Origin of the sequence: Cryobacterium sp. TMT1-3, assembly GCF_004402315.1 — a bacterium.
Taxonomy (GTDB): Bacteria; Actinomycetota; Actinomycetes; order Actinomycetales; family Microbacteriaceae; genus Cryobacterium; species Cryobacterium luteum.
Genome location: NZ_SOFW01000039.1, coordinates 173,377 through 191,400, shown reverse-complemented (window position 1 = coordinate 191,400; position 18,024 = coordinate 173,377). Strand labels below are relative to the sequence as shown.

Here is an 18,024-nt window from a genome sequence, read left to right as displayed (position 1 = left end):
CGCCCCCACCCCGGCTCCCGCTCCGGCACCCACACCGGCCCCGCCCACCAGCGGCACCCCGACGACGACCAACACCGGCGTTCCAAGCGGCACCGTGCTCAAGGTCGTCAACGGTGACATCAATGTCACCACGCCAGGCACCGTGCTGAGCGGCCTGGACATTCGCGGGCTGGTCAAAATCCAGGCCGCCAACGTCACCATCAAGAACTCGATCATTCGTGGTCGCACCATGAACGGCCCCGGCGCCCTCATCAACAACCTCGGCGGATTCAGCAACCTCGTCGTGACCGACACCGAACTGTCGCCGACGGTGGCGTCGCCCCACGCCAACGGCATCTACGGCTACAACTTCACCGCCACCCGCCTAGACATTAACAATGTCATCGACGGAATTCACGTCACCGGCAGCAACGTGCTCATCCAGAACAGCTGGATCCACGACCACATGCACTACCTCAAGGACCCGAACCAGGGCGGATCGCCCAGCCACGACGACTCCATCCAGGTGCAGAGCGGCAACAACGTCAAGGTCACCGGCAACCGCCTGACCGACTCGCACAGCGCCGCCGTACAGATCACCCAGGACCGCGGAGTGGTGTCCAACTTCGTTTACACCAACAACTACGCCAACAACGGCGCCTGCACCGTCAACATCGCCGAAAAAGCCTACGGTCCGCTCAAGGGCACGATCATTAAAGACAACAATTTCGGTCGAGATACCAAGGTCGCCAACTGCGCAGTGATCGCCAAGACCACGACCATGATTGACTTCCAACGCAACTACTACAGCGACAACACCGCGGTCGTCATCAAGAAGGGCTAAGCAGCCCCTCTCCCGGATTTCCCTCGCAGGAATCAGGCGGGCCCCACGTGCACACAGCACGCGTGGCCCGCCTTTGTGTCGGTCCCCGGCGCAGCCCCGCGCAACGTGAAGTGCCATCAGTGCGAGCTGAACCGCTGCTCGACCCACGGATGGACGGGAGACCACCACGAAGCCCGCCGTCTCGAACAGGGTGATCTGCTCGCGCAGTCGCCGTGGAACACGTCACCGGCCGCAGCGGTGCGTCCGCAGCTGGCTGGCATCCGCTTTCCGGGCAGCTAGGGAAGGCGACCGCGGTCAGGCAGCGACGACGCCTGGCTTGTTGCGTTTGAGAAGCCCCGACAGTCCAAAGACGATGCCGACGATGATCAGGCCGAGCATGAGGCCGAACACCAGTGAGATTGTCGTGTCGGTGACCCAGACGACGGCCGGGCCGGCCGAGTCGATCGCGTGTGTCACGACGTGCAGCAGGTCGTAGGGGGCCTGCCAGAATGTCTCGGCCAGGTTGGCGATCACCAGATGCCCACCGACCCACAGCATGGCGACCGTGCCGATGATTCCGATCACCCGGAACACGGCGGGCATGGCAGCCACGATGCGCGCGCCGGTGCGCCGCATTCGTCGTGCAGGATTTTTCATCAGTGACAGTCCGATGTCGTCGATCTTGACCAGCAGCGCGACGGCACCGTAGACGAGTACCGTCATGCCGAGGCCGATGACGACCAGGGCGCCGAGCGTCATCCAGATGCCAAAATCGGGGTCGAGACTCGCCAGGGCGATGAGCATGATCTCGGTGCTGAGAATCAGGTCGGTACGAATAGCGCCGAAGATGAGCTTGCCCTCCTCCCTCGATTCACTCTCATCGGAGGCGTGATGCGCGCCGAACCATTCGGTCACTTTCTCCGCGCCTTCAAAGCACAGGTAGGAGCCACCGAGGATGAGCAGCCACGGCAACACCCAGGGTGCGAACGCGGAGAGGAGCAGCGCGAGCGGAATGATGATGACGAACTTATTGAACAGGCTGCCCAGCGCGATGCGCCAGACGACGTGCAGCTCGCGCGCTGGCGACAAGCCCTGAACATACTGTGGAGTGACGGCAGCGTCGTCGATGACGACACCAGCCGTTTTCGCACTCGCCTTGAGGGCAGCGGTGAGTATGTCATCGACTACGGCGAGCAGGCCGACCGACATCTGGTTCTCCTAATAGTTTTCGTCGCCCTCCGAACGGGTGACAGCAATGGTGTCCAGATTACCGTGGGGACCCAGTTCCTAGGTTCACCACCGGAATTTCACCGGTCGGAGCCGACGTGCTCAAGGCCACAGGCCTTCGACGCATTCTGCTAGATGACAGTTGTGTCATAAACGGCCCGTCGAGGACGCCGGTGGTGCACCCTCATCGCATAGAGTCCGCAACCGCATCCAACGATTGTTAGGGGAATCATGCAATCACCCGCCCGCCCACCGTTCCGCCAAGCCCCGCGAAGTCGTTTGGCTGGGCCGGCTGCCGCCGTGGCGCTTGCGCTGCTGGTCAGCGGCATCGGTCCCATGGGACTACGCGATTTCTTCCGGCCCGATGCGGCCGAGGCTGCGGTCCCCATGAGCGCCACCGATACGACAAGGGTGCCCCACTACTTCGGTCCATACCCCAATTGGGCCAACAGCCCGCAGACGTTAGCGGATGCGATGGTGAAAATTAGCGTCGGGGCCCCGACGCCGGTCCGGTACGGTAACCCGCTGACCGAGCGCACGTATGCGACCGACTATGCGAAGCCGACCGGTGATATGGGCCCGGTACTGGTCGTGCTCGACCACACCAAGCTCCCGGCCGGCACCCTCAACGACTTCCAAAGTTGGAACCAGGGCACAGCAGGAGCGAGCCCGACCACCTCGGCGGGTAACCTCTTCCACGCGCTGGTGCTGCGACCGACCGGTCTTTCGGGGGAATACACCGTCGTCTACACCAGCCCTGAGCTGAAGGTCCCGACGCCGACAGTAGACACCGGCGAGGTCGAGACCTATTTCGTGCCGGCAGTGACAGTCCAGAAGGACGACGTGATCGGCTTCTACGGCCAAGGCGTTCCGGTGGACACCGACGTACCCGCCAATGGCGATACCTTGAGCACGCCGGCCAGCGGCGACCCGACCATGGCCACCAACGTCGCTCCGGCCACGGACAGCACCGTCACGCTCGGTGCTTCGAACTACCCCGATTTCTCTCACGACCGCACCTACTCCTTCGCGGCCGACGTCACGCCAACAATCACCGACCCAGGCACGGGCGCGGAAGCCACTGCCTCGGTCGACCCGAAAACGGGTGCCATTTCCGGTGTAACCGTGACCAGCCCGGGTGCTGGTTACGCGGTCCCGCCAACAGTAGAAATCACAACAGCCGGGGTCACCCCGATCACGGTAGCGAAGGCCTCCGCCGGGATCGCCACCGGCGTCATAACCAGCATCGACGTCAACGAGACCGGATACGGGTTCACCTCGCCCGCGGTGACGCTGACGGGCGGGAACCCCACCGCGGGATCCGAGGCGCACGCGCTCGCCAGCGGCACTATCGACAACCTGAAGTTGACCGACGGCGGTGCGGGATATCAGGCCCAGCCGCTGGTGAATATCTCCCAGCCTGACCTCGCCGACGGCGAGCAAGCCACGGCCAGCGCAACGATGGACGCCAACGGCGTGGTCACCGGCGTCGAGATCGCGAATGCGGGGAGCGGGTACACCTCGGCCCCGACAGTGACCCTCACCGACGCCAGTAAGACAGCTCCCGATCGGCCGGCCCAGGTCGAGGCCACCATCGGCGTCACCCGCATCGACGTCACCGACGGCGGGGCGGGCTATGACTCAACACCAGCAGTGACGATCGCCGACACCCTGGGTGCGGCCGACAAGGGCGCCAGCGCTACGGCCAAAGTGGCGGTCAAGGGCTCGGTCACTGACATCGTGGTCACCACCCCCGGCGCGGGCTACCTCACCCCGGGAATCAAGAAGTTTGTCGACACTCTTCCTGGGCAAGGAGAAGCCAACGCCAACGACCTGGGCCAGTACATCCCGGTCGCAGTGCCGGACACCACCACGTACCCCGGCACCGACTACTACGAGATCGCGGTAGTGCAGTACCGCATGAAGTTTCATCGAGACCTCCCGGCCACGCTGCTCCGCGGGTACGTACAAATCTCAACCACCGTCGTTCCCGGTAAGAATGTCGCGCTCGGCAACGCCAACCTCGACCCAACCCTGCCCGACAGCCCCATCAGCTTCACCGGTGTGGACCAGCCGCATTATCTCGGCCCGACGATCCTCGCCACCAAGAACAAGCCCGTCCGGGTCTTGTTCCGCAACCTGCTGCCCACCGGCGTCGCCGGCGATCTTTTCCTTCCGGTTGACACCTCGGTGATGGGCGCAGGCTCCGGCCCCGGAATGATGACGCTCGACCCAGCCACCAAAATCCCGATGGACATGGCACCGGACGAGAAAAGTGTGCTCGACGGTGTGCGCAACCCGATGTGCGGGGAGACTCCCAAACCGAGCACGTGCTATTCCGAGAACCGTGCCACTCTGCACCTGCACGGGGGTATCACTCCGTGGATCAGTGACGGTACACCGCACCAGTGGGTGACCCCAACCGGTGAGAACACCGCGTACCCGAAGGGCGTTAGCGTCAGCAACGTTCCGGACATGCCCGACCCTGGTCCTGGTGCAGAGACCTTCTTCTACACCAATCAGCAGAGTGCGCGCATGATGTTCTACCACGACCACTCGTGGGGAATCACGCGGCTCAATGTGTATGCCGGCGAGGAAGCCGGGTACATGATCACCGACGACACCGAGCAGAAGCTGATGGCTCCCGGTGGCGCCCTCGACGGCCTTGGAATGGGCACCCCGCTCACCATCCAGGACAAGACCTTCGTGCCGAGCGCAAAGCGGATGGCTCAGCTCGACCCCACCTGGGATTCGAAGAAGTGGGGTGGTGAGGGCAACCTCTGGCAGCCGCACGTCTACATGCCGGCGCAGAACCCGGGCGACCCCAGCGGGATGAGCTCGTTCGGCCGATGGTTCTACGGCCCGTGGTTCTGGCCGCCAGCCAAGGACGCCAAGTACCCGCCCATGGCCAACCCCTACTTCGACCCGACCTGCGATCCGAACGTGGCCGACTTCTGCGAACCGGCCCTTATTCCCTCGACACCCAACAACTCGGTCGGCATGGAGGCCTTCCACGACACGCCGGTCGTGAACGGCACCGCCTACCCGACCACGACCATGGAACCGAAGACGTATCGGTTCCGCATCCTCAACGGCTCCGACGACCGGTTCTGGAACCTGTCCTGGTACGTCGCCGATCCCGCGACCGGCACCGAGGTCGCGCTGAAGCCGAGCGAAGTCGCCCTGGCGCAGACCGACCCGGTCGTCTTCCCGACGCCGGACACCACGAAGAGTCCCAAGGGCCCCGATTGGATCCAGATCGGCAACGAGGGAGGCTTCCTGCCGACCCCGGCGGTGGTCCCCGCCCACGAGACGACGTGGATCACCGACGCGACCAGATTCGATGTTGGCAACGTCGACCAGCACTCGCTGCTGCTCGCGCCGGCCGAACGTGCCGATGTGATCGTCGATTTCTCCGCCTATAAGGGGAAGACGCTGATCCTCTACAACGACGCACCTGCGGCGTTCCCGGCCAGGATCCCTGGTTACGACTACTACGCCGGCGGACCGGACATGTCCCCGGCTGGCGCTCCGACGACCCTGCCCGGCTACGGGCCGGACACGCGATCGGTTATGCAGGTCAAGGTTTCGAACGCGGCACCGGCGCTGGCCTTCGACCGGCCCAACACTACGGCTGACCAGATGGGCAAGCTGATGGCGGCGTTCGATCACCACACCGACGCGGCAGGCAAGCCCGCCGGAGTCTTCGAGTCGAGCCAGAACCCCATCGTCGTGGGCCAGGCTGCGTACAACCAGGCCTACGGCAAGAACTTCGTCGGCAGCGGGTACTGCAACGCGGCCACCAACCCTGCCGCCAAGTGTGACGGCTTTGCCCGGATCGCCGAGCAGGGAGGTGACCAATTCAAGTTCGACACGCTGTCGGGCACTCAGCTCAGCATTCCCATTGAGGGCAAGAGCGTCCACGACGAGATGAACTCGGCGAACTTCGACGAGTGGGGGCGAATGAGCGGCAACATCGGCTTGGAAGCTCCAGGAGCGACACCGCTGCTGCAGAACGTCATCCTCTACCCGTACGTCAACCCTGCCACGGAGCTGTTGGACGGCACCAAGGGCACGAACAGCCTCGACGTGACCCCGATCTCAACCAACGCCGACGGCACCCAGATCTGGAAGATCACTCACAACGGAGTGGACACCCATCCGCTGCACTTCCATCTGAACGATGTGCAGGTACTGAACAGAGTCACCTGGGACAACATCATCATCCCGCCCGAACCGACGGAACTCGGCTGGAAGGACACCGTACGGGTCAGTCCGCTGGAAGACACGATCGTGGCGGTTCGTCCCATTCTGCCGAAACTCCCGTTCGCCATCCCGGACAGCATGAGGCCGCTCAACCCCATGATGCCGCTGGGCGCCAAGGGCTCGACAACCGGCCCGAACGGGTCCGAAGCGGGCTTCAACAACACCGACACCAACGGTGACCCGATCGCCCCGATCAGCAACGTCATGACCAACTTCGGCTGGGAGTACGTGTGGCACTGCCACATCCTCAGCCATGAGGAGATGGACATGATGCGGCCCATCTCGGTCAGTGCACCCCGCACGCTGCCCGACGCGTCGGTGGTGAGCTTCACGCGACCCACAAGTGACGTGCTGTTGACCTGGACCGACGGATCCCCGGTATCGATCACCGATCCCACCACCTGGGGAAACGCGAAAAACGAGATCGGTTACAGGATCGAGCGCGCACCACTAGCCAACGGTGCGGTCGGCGCTTACGCCCAGATCGCTACCAGTCTGGCGAACGTCACTGCCTACACCGACAAGACCGCCGCAACCGGACAGTATGCGTACCGAGTCACGGCGTGGAACGCGGCCGGGAACACGGTGTCCGCGCCGTTGCTCACCGCTTCCACCACGCCGAGCACGACCGCCCAGAACCCCGGATCCGGGGCGACAGGGGTAGCAGTTAACGTGCGACCGACTGTCACCTTCAATGAACCCGTCACCGGTGTCAGCAACACCACGTTCACGTTGAAGCAGGGCACCGCGGCCGTTCCGGCTTCGGTGACCTACAGCACGACGACGCGTACGGCCACCCTCGTCCCGACGGCGGCGCTCGCCGCTGACAAGCCGTATACGCTCTCGCTTGCCACGGCCATCAAGAGTGCGTCGGGCGGCTCCTTGTCGGCCACGAGCTGGTCCTTCACCTCCGGACCCAGCCCGACGGTCACCACGACAAACCCCGCCGCCGGAGCCACCGGCGTCGCTGTGGGAACCACCGCCACGCGGACTCCGCTGACCGCAACGTTCAGCGAGACCGTGACCGGTCTGCCCTCGACCGGTGCCAGCACCCCCAACTTCACCCTGAAGCTGGGGACGGCGACCATCGCGTCGAAGGTGACCTACAACTCCACCACCCGATTGGCAACACTGACTCCGGACGCCCCGCTGGTCGCTGACCGTACCTACATCCTGTCGCTGACGAACGCCGTCAAGGACGTGGCAGGGAACCCGCTCAGCGCCAAGACGTGGACATTTATCACCGGTCCCGCCCCGGTCGTCACGGCTCGCACCCCGGTGGTCAACGCCACCCGGGTCAGCCGAACGGCGAACATCACCGCAACCTTCAACGAGGCGGTCACCGGTCTGCCGAGCGCAGCCGCGGCAAGCGGGAACTTCACCATCAAGCGCACGTCGACCGGCGCCGCCTTCACCTCGAGGGTCAGCTACTCCAGCACCACGAGGGTAGCGACACTGAACCCGAACGGGACCTTGCTGGCCAATACCCGATACACCGTCACCCTCAACAGCGGAATCAAGGACACCGTTGGCAACCCGTTAGTCCCCGTCATCTGGACTTTCACAACGGGCAACTAGCTGCCTTACAGCACGCCGCCACCCGGATTCAGGGCCGGGTGGCGGCGTGCTGCCCCGTCCAGGCAATGCACAATCTGCAGGAAGAGAATAATGTGCCGACAGTCTCGCCCCACCTGGCCAGGGAGCAGAATCCTTCAGCCCTCGTGCCCGGGTCCGCTGGTTCCTCGGCTCGCAACGGAGGCTAGCAGACGGCGGTGACTGCTTCGTTGAGGGGACCACGGTCAGCCGCATCGGAGGTGAGTTCTGGGCGTGGGGTGAGGGACGCCGGCTGTACGGGGAATCGCAGGGTGAAGGTTGTGCCGTGACCGAGCGAGCTGGCAACCGAGACGGTACCGTCTCGAGCTTCCATCGCGGCCTTGACGATCGACAGGCCGAGCCCGCTGCCGGCCCGCTCGCCTGCGGTCGAGGCGGTTCGGAAGATCTCGAAGATGGAGGCCAGGTCGGCGGCGGGGATGCCTGCCCCGGCGTCCTGGACGGTCAGCACCATCTCGCCGCCCTGAGTCTCGGCGGTCATGGCGATGACGTCACCCGGACCGGTGAACCTGACCGCATTTTCGAGCAGGCAGTCCAGCACTGCCTCGAGTCGCTCATTGTCGCCCTGCACGGTGCCGACCGCGCTCCGGGCGCTCCAGGTGCGGTCGGCAGTCACCGACCACCGACGCAGCATCTCGGCCAGCATCCGGTCCACATTGACCGGCTCGGGGTCCGACGGCTCCACCACACGGACCAGGGTGAGCAAATTGGTCGCCAAGGCCGACGCCTTGACCAGTTCAGTCACCACCAGCTCGGCGTCGCCACGAACCGTCGGCTCTGCCGACTGGTCGGCGATGAGTTGCGCATAGCCTCTGGCGATAGTCAGCCGGGTGCGTACCTCGTGCGAGCCGAAGCGAGCGGCGTTCTCCCGCTGTTCGCTGCGGTAACGGTCGGCCTGCTGCAGAGCCCGCAGTCGAGCCTGCGCCGCCCACTGCCGGTTCACATGCCAGATCAACAACGAAATGATTCCGCCCATCAGGACAATCTCGCTGCACTCTTCCCACCCGATGATCCCTGCCAGAGCGTGACGGACCAGGGCGATCCCGGTGCTCGTCATGATGACGGCGAAGACGACGAGGGTGGCACGCCGTGGCCACGGGCACAGTCCGTAGAGCAGCGCGAAGCTGGCCCACACCAGGTGGTACGGGATGGTCTCCTGGCCCGGAAGTGCGAAGGTGAGGTAGCAGTTCAGCCCCGCAAAGACCGCCCAGACGGTGACGAGGACTGCCTTAAGCCGTGATCCGATATCCCACATTGCGCACCGTTTCTATCTTGTCGTTCGACAGTTTCCATCGCAGCCGGCGTACGCAGACGTCCACGACGTTCGTGCCGGTGTCAAATTTCGTCCCCCAGACCTGTTCAAGCAATTCCGGCCGTGTGCAGGGCTCAGGCGCCCGCTCGAGCAAATAGACCAGCAGCATGAATTCTCGTTGCGTGAGGGGGACACGGAGTCCATCGACCACGATTTCCCGTTGCTGCAGATCGATACTGACGCCAGAACTGCGGAGGTAGCGGGTGATGCTGGCAGCCGACGCCTGCGACGACGCTGGTGTGCGAATGCGGGTGTTGATCCGGGCCAGCAGTTCGGCGTTGGCAAACGGTTTGGCAAGAAAATCCACCGCACCGCCGTTCAGCACGCCGACCTTGGTCGCGACTTGTGTCATCGATGACAGCACGAGGACGCGGCTCGACGGACGGAAACTCATCACTTCGGTCAGGACGTCCTCGCCGCGTCCGTCCGGCAGTAAAAGGTCCAAAATGATCAGGTCGGGGTCCACTGCGCGGATAGCCGCCAGGGCGTCGACGGCGGTGCCGGCCACGGTGACCGTGTAGCCTGCACCGACCAGGATCCGGCGGAGGAGTTGAGCCAGGAGGGGCTCGTCCTCAACGACCACGATACGTTTCACGTCGGCGTCCCTCCCCTCCCGCACACACTTGCGTGGTGGCGGATTTGCCGCTCCGGCTACACAACCCACCATTGCGGTACTGGGTGCGTCGGCGTCAGATCTTCTTTGGCGCAGGTGCAATCTACCGCTGATGTCCGCTTAAAGGAGGACTGTACTTATTTCTTAGAACGTGATATCGCTGGTCGTCACTGCGGCTTCGTAGGCTTTCTCGCCGTCTGGGGTGAGCACGGCGTTGGTCGCACGGCCGTCTTCTTCGCAGGCAGCGCGGTGAACGAGGCCCTTGCGTTCCAGGCCGGTCACCACCCGAGACGAGACCGCCATTTCGCGTCGGTCGGTTGATCCCGGTTCCACCCAGGGCCGGCAATCAAATGCTGAGGCAAGTCCTCGGCGCATGCCTCGCTTTTGATCGGCGGCCCGCTGGTGATCAGATCGCTTGAATGATGCCCATCATGCCGGCGTCTTCGTGGTCGAGGATATGGCAGTGGTAGACGGTTCGTCCGCTGAAATCGTCGAATGCGATCCGAACGCGCACGATGCTGCGTGCCGGAATGTTGACGACGTCCTGCCAGATAGCTGAGTCGACTGGACGGCCATTTTGTTCGATAATCTGCATCGGCCAGACGTGCAGGTGGAGCGGGTGGTCGAGGGTGCTGGTGTTGGTGAGCGTCCATTCCTCGATGCTGTTGAACTGCACGGTGGTGTCGACATGGGTGGCATCGAATGTGCGGTCGTTGATGGTGGCTGACATCATGCCGCCGCCCATGCCGCCGCCCATTCCCATGGCGAATCTCAATTCGCGTCGAGCGGTGACGGCAGCGGAACGCAAGTCCCGTGGTGCGAGCTGCTCGGGTACCGCGGTGAATGCGGCCGTGTCGGTGCCGGCAACAGCGAACGTGGCCAGTGCGACATCCGCGGAGCTGGTCGTGCGGGCACCCATCATTCCACCGGAGGCACCACGGTTATAGCGGAGGGCGCGAAGTGTGGAGGAGCCGGCGAGCGCGGTCACGAGGAGGTCTGCGCGATTGCCCGGAGCCAAGACGATTTCGTCAACGTCGCGGGGAGATTCGAACCGGCCGGAGTCGATGCTGAGGAGGGTGAGCTGCTGCCCGTCGAGCCGAAGCCTCAGATAGCGGGAAGTGCATGCGTTGATGACCCGCCAGCGTTCCCGCTCGCCGGGGCTGGCGCTCAGTGCGGGGGAGAGCTGCCCGTTGACCAAAACGAGTTCACCCTCGCGGCCCGACATCTTCTCCATTTCGGTGGCGGCTGAAATGGTGCCGGATGAATCGAAGGTCATGTCGGAGATGACCACTACGCGTTCCCGGGTGGCGGGAATCTCCTCAGGGTCTTCCACGATGATGGCGCCATAGAGGCCGCCGAATACCTGGTCGGCGACATAACCGTGGTGGTGCGGGTGATACCAATACACACCCGGCGGGTGATTGGCGGGCAGTTTGTACTGGTAGTCAAATGAACCGCCAGGGTCGACCATGACGAACATATTGTCGCCGTTATTCTCGGGCGAGACGTGCAGGCCGTGCACGTGCAGGTTGCTCGGATCGGTGAGTCCGTTGCGCAGGTTGACGTTTAGAGTGTCGCCGGCCCGAAGGCGCAGGGTCGGGCCCGGGACGCCCCCGTTGTAGCTGAGCGCACGCACGGTGCGGCCGGCAATGCTGACCTGCTGAGGCGACGATTCCAACGCCACCGTCAACATGCCATTGGTGCTCCGCATTTCGGTGGGCTGAACGAGAGCGACTCCACGCGACCCTTCCGAAGCCTGCGGCCGCCCTGATTGTTGATTCACCACGAAGCCGGTCCCGCCGATGGCCACCCCGCCGATTCCTACGCCGCCGAGAATGAGAGCGTTTCGGCGGCTGATGTCGGCCATCATCGTCCTTCGCCGAGCACCCGGATCTGGTCGCGGTACTGCTCTGCTGTCAGCTCTCCGCGAGCAAATCGTTCGTCGAGGATCTTTCGTGCGCTGGTCAGATCAGACGGAACTGATGGAGGTGGCGACGAGGGGCCAGGTTCCGCGTTTTTGGTCGATATCCGAATGATGACGTACACGAGGAGTGCGATGCCGACCATTGCCAGCAGTCCGTATCCCCAGGACCACCCCATAGTTCCGTTGCCCCACATCATGATGCGATTCCTTTCATAATACGAAAAACACTTAATTATACGACTAGGGGTATATGTTGCGGCTGGATGTCAGCCGCACAAATTGAGATCGGATAGTTGACCGGCGCTGGGGCCGGAGCGCTAGCGCACGTAGGAGAACAGTCCGATCATGCCGCGTTCGGCGTGGTACGCGTTGTGGCAGTGCGCGATCCACTGACCGGGGTTATCAGCGTCAAACTCGAATGTGACGGTTTCCTTCGGGCGCACGATTACCGTGTCCTTGCGTGCCCCGTTGTTGGCCAGTTGAAAGCTGTGTCCGTGCAGGTGCATGGGGTGCCACATGCTGGTGTCATTGATCATCTTGACCTGAACGCGCTCATCCAGACTGATATCGAAAGCGCCCGCAAATGGCTTTGTCATGTCGAAGCGTCGCCCGTTGATACTCCAGTCGTACTTCCCCATGCTGCCCGTGAGGCGCACGGTGTGTAGGCGGTCGGGTGCCTTGTCCCTGAGGAGTACGGATTCGTCTGCGGTGAGGCGGCCTCCGTCGGTCATTTGACCGTCCAAGGTTGACGGAAGGGCGCCGGCATCGGGGGCGGTGCCGCTGCCGGTACTGATGAGACCGTAGGCGCGGCCGTTTTTGCCTTCGGGGATGGCCAGAAGAGGCGTGAATCCGTCCTGAACGGTGAGGATCGCATCGATGCGTTCGCCCATGCCGAGGACTACCGCGTCGACGTCCTCGTGTTGCACGGGGAACCCGTCCGTGTGGGTCAGGGTGATTTTCTGCCCCGGTATGCCGACCCGGTAGGCGGTGTCTCCGGCCGCGTTGATGATCCGCAGGCGAATGCGGTTGCCCGGCCGGCTCTGGAACACCTCCGCGTCCTGCGCCGCTTTGCCATTGAAGAGGTGGGCGGGTATGCGCACATCCCCGGCGTCTCCGCCGAGGTAGGTGCTGGTCGCGCCCATGAGCATATGCGTCATGGGCATATCCATTCCGGACATGTCCATACCCATGGAAAGTTCGTCCAAAACGTCGTCTGGTGTGCCGGTAATGCCGTCGAGCCAATCGTCGAGCAGGATCACCCACTCCTGGTCGTACAGCAAGGGCTCTCGCGGGTCCTCGATGATGAGCGGGCCGGAGAGCCCGCGTTCGCGTTGCATGTCAACGTGTGAGTGATACCAATAGGTGCCGGGCTGATTGAGTCGAAACGTGTAGTCAAAGTTGGTGCCCGGTTTGATCGCCGGTTGGGTCACAACAGGGACCCCATCGGCGTCATTGCGCAAAGCCAAGCCGTGCCAGTGCACGCTGGTCGACTCCGCGAGCGCATTGGTGACCGGGGCGTTGAGCGTGTCCCCGGTTTTCGCGCGGATAACGGGCCCATTGAGTACTCCGTTGTAACCCCAGGTGCTCAGAGCGATGCCGGCGACGGTCGTGTCGAACACGCCGGCGGTGAGTTTCTGCGTGACCGTTGTCCCGGTCGAGGGTCTAGCGTCTTCGTACTGTGAAACCAGCCGATCTGTTGGCAGGATACGATCGACCGCTTGGGCAGCCGGAGAGGCCGACGGTGCGCAGGAGGCCAGTGCTGCTGTGGTTGCCGTGGCCAGAGAAGCGCCGAGAAAGACGCGACGCGTGAAAGACGAATTCATCAAATTTCCTTCAATCGATGATGCGGACGTCGGTCGGATGGCCGGTGTCGTTCGGTGGTGCAGGTGCTAGCTGGACAGCGTTACCAGTGCGGTCCACGTGTTCCCGAAGTCGTTGCTAGCGGAGATGCCGGTGGCGTCCGCGACCAGGATCCACGGTGAGGAACCGCCGACGACGGCGAACGCTTCGGGGGCGTGACCGGTCGTTCCGGTTTGCGTCCACGTCTCGGCGTCGTCCTGGCGCCAAACTACGCCGCTGGGATCCAGACCGACCAATCCTCCGCCAGCGTTTGCGTCGACGGTGTCCAGCAGGAGCAGCACGGGTGCGCCTGGCACGGCGGTAAACGTGCGACCCACGTCGGTGCTCACCACGACCCCTTCGGCAGTCGTTGCGTAGAGCCGATCGGCCTGGGCAGAATCCGCGCTCAGATCGCGAAGCGCCAGTTTCGCTCCCGCTGACCAGGTCAGGCCGGAGTCGTCACTGATGGAAATGGTCCCGGCACCCGCGTCGTACCCGTAGATGCGCAGGGTGCCGTCGTCGAGGGGTACTGCATCCAAATCGTGAAAATCGGTCTTGCCCGCCAACGAAAGGGCCACCCAGGTGGACGCACCGTCCGTGCTGGAGATGAGTCCCAGATTGGGCAGCGCCAGGTCGCTGGGTTCGGCCGGATCGGGATGACCCGACGCCAACAACTGACCGGGCGCAGCCACGGTGAAGCCCATTGTGTCCTGCGCCAGGCCTGCGATCTGTAGCGGCTGGGTCGCGTCGGCTCGTGGCGCCCCGGCCAGATAGGTGTCGTCCAGCACCCCGGTAGGAATGAGCCACACCCCCTGATGGGTGGCCGCGTAGGTGTCTCCGGTGAGGGGATCAGCGCCCAGCCCGTGCACGTGCTCGAAAGCGTTCGCCACCGAGTCGAGGCTGGACGACACTTCCGCTGAATCCGAATCATTGGCGGAACAACCCGTGAGAACAATGAGGCCAACGAGTGGGAACGATAGTGCCATGATCCGGCTCCGTGACCGATTGAATCTAGCCAAGAGTGACTCCTCGAGCGCTCATGAAGGGTTGTGGATTGACACGGGCACCGTTGACTCGTGTTTCAAAGTGCACGTGGCAGCCCGAGGACGCACCCGTCGTTCCGACGAGAGCGATGGTGGCACCCGTGGCAACTTGTTGCCCGGTGCTGACGAGCAGTGAGCTGTTGTGTGCGTAACCGGTTTGGGTGCCGTCACCGTGGTCGATGAGGACCCAGTTGCCGTAGGAGCCCAGCCAGCCGGCGTAGCTGACTGTTCCCGCCGATACTGCGGACACGTTCTGGCCGCAGCCCGCGGCTATGTCGGTTCCATAGTGAAACGCACCGACCCCCGCCACCGGTTTATTAGGCCGAGCCCCATACGCTGAGCTAATCCAGCCCGACACGGGCACGGTCCATCCCTGTGCGTTGGGCGTGCCGCTGCCGCCCGCTGGCCTGCTAGCTGCTGCAGCCGCCGATGCTGCGGCCGCAGCTTGGGCGGCGCGCGCTTTCGCGGCCGCAGCCTCGGACGCCCGGCGGATACCTTCACCCGCGGCGTAGTCGGCTTCTGTCGCGGCCCGATCCTCGGTCAGAACTGCCAGCTGCGCCTGTAATGTTGCGGCAACTTCCTGCTGGTCACCTAGCGCCGCCTCCACCCGAATGCTGGCGGCCATCGCTTCGGCCAACGCGGTTTCAGCCGTCTCGGCTAGCGCACCGAGCGTCTGCTGAGCGATCTGGGCCTGATCAGTGAGCGATCTGGCGGAGTTTTCGTCGGCGGCGGCGGACTCATAGACCACACTCATCCGCTCGGTCAGCTTGCTCATGGAACCCAGCTGATTCAGGAGGTCGCTGGCGCTGGGCCCGTCCAGGAACAGCGACAACGACAAGTCGCTGTTTCCCGACCGAGCGAGCGCGGCTGCCAGCCGTCCGGCCTGTTCGCCCGAAATTGCGGCGGCGGCCGAAGCAGCGTCAGCTTGGTCCTGTAAATTTGTGGCTCGCAAGGTCGCATCGTCGAATGTGTTTTGTGCGGCTTCATAAGTGGATGCGCGACGAGATGCTTCCGCACGCGCAGCATCCACTTCGGCGGTGAGGCCTGCGATCAGCCCGGTCAGCTCCGTGACCTGCGCTTGCTTACCCGCTTCGGACGATCGTGCGGATTCCACATCCGACCAGCTCGGGTACTCCGCCGCGCCGGCCGGTGCCGCGATCCCCAGGAGCGACAGAACCGTCACCGCTGCAAGAGCGAACCGAGTGGCCGTCTTGCGGTTAGCCAAGAGACACCCCCCGGGTGTTCATGAAGGTTTCCGCATCGACGCGTTCACCGTCGACGCGAGTTTCAAAATGCACGTGGCAACCGCTGGACGCACCGGTTGATCCCACAACGGCGATGATTTCACCGGCCACGACCAGCTGACCTGGGTCAACGAGGAGCTGACTGTTGTGCGCATATCCCGTCTCGATGCCGTTGCCGTGGTCGATGAGAATCCAGTTGCCGTACGAACCCTGATAGCCCGAGGTGACAACTTTGCCTCCGGTGGCCGCGAAGACGGGCTGGCCGCAGGGTGCGGCTATGTCGGTTCCGTTGTGAAAGTCACCGACACCGTCCACTGGTTTGTTCGGGCGAGAACCGAAGGGGCTCGATATTCGGCCGAGCACCGGTAGAGCCCAGCCTTGGTCGCTGAGCTGGCCCGGACTCAGGCTGGCCCATTCCCCGTTGCTGGCAACTTCGGTGTACGAGGCCGGTTCGGGTGCTTCCGTGAAGGTGTAGCCGTCGCGTTCGATGAGAACGGATGCTGTCCCGGCCGCGCTGACGCTTTGTAGATCGTCCGCCTGGGCGTCGCTGCTAGCGGCGGCAGCCTGTGGTGTGTCTGTCTTGACCACAAGTGCGGGCAGGGACGTACTGATCGCGAAGAGCGCGATCATCGCCATGGCGCTGCCGGCTGCGGCGCGCCTGCGGAGCGGGATCGGCCGGGGGGCGCCCATCAGGGGTGGTGTAGCTTTCGACGGGCCGGATCGGCCCTCACACAGCATGGCTTCCATGGCGCGCAGATCGCGTCGCGACATGTGTGGAGTGGTGCCGGGGATGTGGGGCGCCGTGGCGACGTGACCGGTGCTATCCACGGATCACCGCGCCCGCGAGGCGCACCAGAGGAAGAGAGTGACGGCAGTGCATACTTATGTCCTTGCAGGTCATTCGGGAAACGAAAAATGGGCTCCAGGGGCGCGCTCTTTTAAAGAAGAGCCCGCCCCGAACGTGTCGTTTTAGAGCGAGGCGAGGAGCTCGGCCATGACGGCGATTTCGGCCGTCTGCGTCTTGACAATGGTGGCGGCCATCGCCTGGGCGTCCGCATTCTCACCATCATCGATTTCGAGCTGCGCCATCGCGACAGCCCCCTCATGGTGCACCGTCATCTGTTCGAGGAACAGTGTGCTGGCCTCTACACCCGAAGCGTCCTGCAGGGCCATCATGTCGTTGTCGGACATCATTCCGTCGGAGCCGCCGCCCATGCCGTCCATGCCGGACATGCTGCTCTCGTCTTCGCCCCACGCCGCCAACCAGTCTTTCAGCTGGGCAATCTCAGGTTCCTGGGCAGCCTTGATTTCGGTTGCGATGTCGATGACGCTTTGTTCGATACCGTCCTTAGCGAGCAGGTCATCGCTCATTTGAACGGCCTGCTCGTGATGGGGGATCATCATCTGCGCAAAGGTCACGTCCGCTGAATTGAAGGCCGCTGTGGTTTGGCTGGCTGAGGGGTTTGCTGAGTCGGTGGCGGGACTACCTCCGGCACAGGAGCTGAGGGTGAGTGTGGCCGCCAAGGCTACAGCAGCATACAGAAAAGTTCGTGGTTTGAGCATCGTTCATCCATTCGTCGAGAAGTAGTAGAAACCGAGTGGCCGTGGGCACGGCAAAGTTCCGAAGCCACGGGGTGGCTCGGAGCTGCATCTCGGTCTAAACGCGACAGATGGAGAGAAGGGTCAGGCTGGGCCGCTGAACCGGCAGGGCGGCGGTGCGCCAGGAGTTCAGGATGATGCCGCCTGCATCGAGTAGGCGCCGGTACGTGGCTGGAAGCCGAGTCAGGAACACCATTGCAACGAGGGTGAGTAGCAGGACACACGTCATAGCAAGCAGAGCGCAATCAAGCATTCCGTCCAGGCTTCCCGACGTGATCGCCGCGACGACGGGAGCAGCCATGACAGCAGCCATACCCATCACCACAGATTGCTCAGCAGCAGACGATGAGACAGCAACGCTCGATGAAGCCGGGGCCGGCGTGTGCATGGCATGCCCGGTCGCCTCGGAGTGTATGGCAAACACGGCAAAGAGCAGCGCGGCCAAGGCAAGCAGCGAGACCAACGGCGACACAGAGACGGGTGAGATCAGCCGTCGTACCGCACGCTCCAGCGTCATTTCACCTACTTCTCTGCCCACAGTCCA

At 63.5% G+C, this 18,024-nt stretch carries 14 protein-coding genes; 2 read left to right on the top strand and 12 right to left on the bottom strand.

What is annotated here, in order from left to right; all coding sequences use genetic code 11:
• The coding region (locus tag E3O25_RS17030) for a hypothetical protein (protein ID WP_198410995.1) at positions 1–823 on the top strand (823 nt) is incomplete at its 5' end.
• A 294-nt stretch (positions 824–1,117) separates the two neighbouring features.
• Here the strand turns inward: E3O25_RS17030 and E3O25_RS14495 are convergent.
• A complete protein-coding gene (locus tag E3O25_RS14495) occupies positions 1,118–2,011 on the bottom strand; it encodes a DUF808 domain-containing protein (RefSeq protein WP_092111512.1) in 894 nt (297 codons plus the stop codon).
• Positions 2,012–2,260: 249 nt separating this feature from the next.
• Between E3O25_RS14495 and E3O25_RS14490 the strand changes: the two genes are divergently transcribed.
• On the top strand, positions 2,261–7,873 hold the full coding sequence (locus E3O25_RS14490; protein WP_134361490.1) for an Ig-like domain-containing protein: 5,613 nt from the start codon (positions 2,261–2,263) through the stop codon (positions 7,871–7,873).
• 181 nt (positions 7,874–8,054) lie between these two features.
• Here E3O25_RS14490 and E3O25_RS14485 read toward each other — a convergent pair whose 3' ends face one another.
• The 11 genes from E3O25_RS14485 to E3O25_RS14435 all read right to left on the bottom strand — a co-directional run bounded on the left by E3O25_RS14485 (position 8,055) and on the right by E3O25_RS14435 (position 17,997).
• Complete coding sequence (locus E3O25_RS14485) at positions 8,055–9,161, bottom strand: sensor histidine kinase KdpD (RefSeq protein ID WP_134361489.1); 1,107 nt, start codon at positions 9,159–9,161, stop codon at positions 8,055–8,057.
• A complete protein-coding gene (locus E3O25_RS14480; protein ID WP_198410994.1) occupies positions 9,136–9,813 on the bottom strand; it encodes a response regulator transcription factor in 678 nt (225 codons plus the stop codon). Before E3O25_RS14480 ends, E3O25_RS14485 begins: the two co-directional genes overlap by 26 nt.
• 162 nt (positions 9,814–9,975) lie before the next feature.
• A complete protein-coding gene (locus E3O25_RS17590; protein ID WP_241988612.1) occupies positions 9,976–10,134 on the bottom strand; it encodes a MarR family winged helix-turn-helix transcriptional regulator in 159 nt (52 codons plus the stop codon).
• A gap of 103 nt (positions 10,135–10,237) precedes the next feature.
• Positions 10,238–11,698, bottom strand: a complete 1,461-nt coding sequence (locus E3O25_RS14470; RefSeq protein ID WP_134361487.1) for a multicopper oxidase family protein — start codon at positions 11,696–11,698, stop codon at positions 10,238–10,240.
• Complete coding sequence (locus E3O25_RS14465; RefSeq protein ID WP_092111502.1) at positions 11,698–11,952, bottom strand: hypothetical protein; 255 nt, start codon at positions 11,950–11,952, stop codon at positions 11,698–11,700. Before E3O25_RS14465 ends, E3O25_RS14470 begins: the two co-directional genes overlap by 1 nt.
• 120 nt (positions 11,953–12,072) lie before the next feature.
• Positions 12,073–13,374, bottom strand: a complete 1,302-nt coding sequence (locus tag E3O25_RS14460; protein ID WP_241988611.1) for a multicopper oxidase family protein — start codon at positions 13,372–13,374, stop codon at positions 12,073–12,075.
• A gap of 270 nt (positions 13,375–13,644) precedes the next feature.
• On the bottom strand, positions 13,645–14,505 hold the full coding sequence (locus E3O25_RS14455; RefSeq protein WP_092111499.1) for a hypothetical protein: 861 nt from the start codon (positions 14,503–14,505) through the stop codon (positions 13,645–13,647).
• A gap of 100 nt (positions 14,506–14,605) precedes the next feature.
• Entirely contained in the window at positions 14,606–15,862 is a 1,257-nt protein-coding gene (locus tag E3O25_RS14450; protein WP_134361485.1) for a M23 family metallopeptidase, read from the bottom strand.
• Positions 15,855–16,652, bottom strand: a complete 798-nt coding sequence (locus tag E3O25_RS14445; RefSeq protein WP_134361484.1) for a M23 family metallopeptidase — start codon at positions 16,650–16,652, stop codon at positions 15,855–15,857. The genes E3O25_RS14450 and E3O25_RS14445 overlap by 8 nt, the downstream gene beginning before the upstream one ends.
• A gap of 198 nt (positions 16,653–16,850) precedes the next feature.
• A complete protein-coding gene (locus tag E3O25_RS14440) occupies positions 16,851–17,300 on the bottom strand; it encodes a DUF305 domain-containing protein (RefSeq protein WP_338419471.1) in 450 nt (149 codons plus the stop codon).
• Positions 17,301–17,538: 238 nt separating this feature from the next.
• Positions 17,539–17,997 (bottom strand): hypothetical protein, encoded by a 459-nt coding sequence (locus tag E3O25_RS14435; RefSeq protein ID WP_092111492.1) that lies wholly within the window; start codon positions 17,995–17,997, stop codon positions 17,539–17,541.
• Between the last annotated feature and the right edge of the window lie 27 nt (positions 17,998–18,024).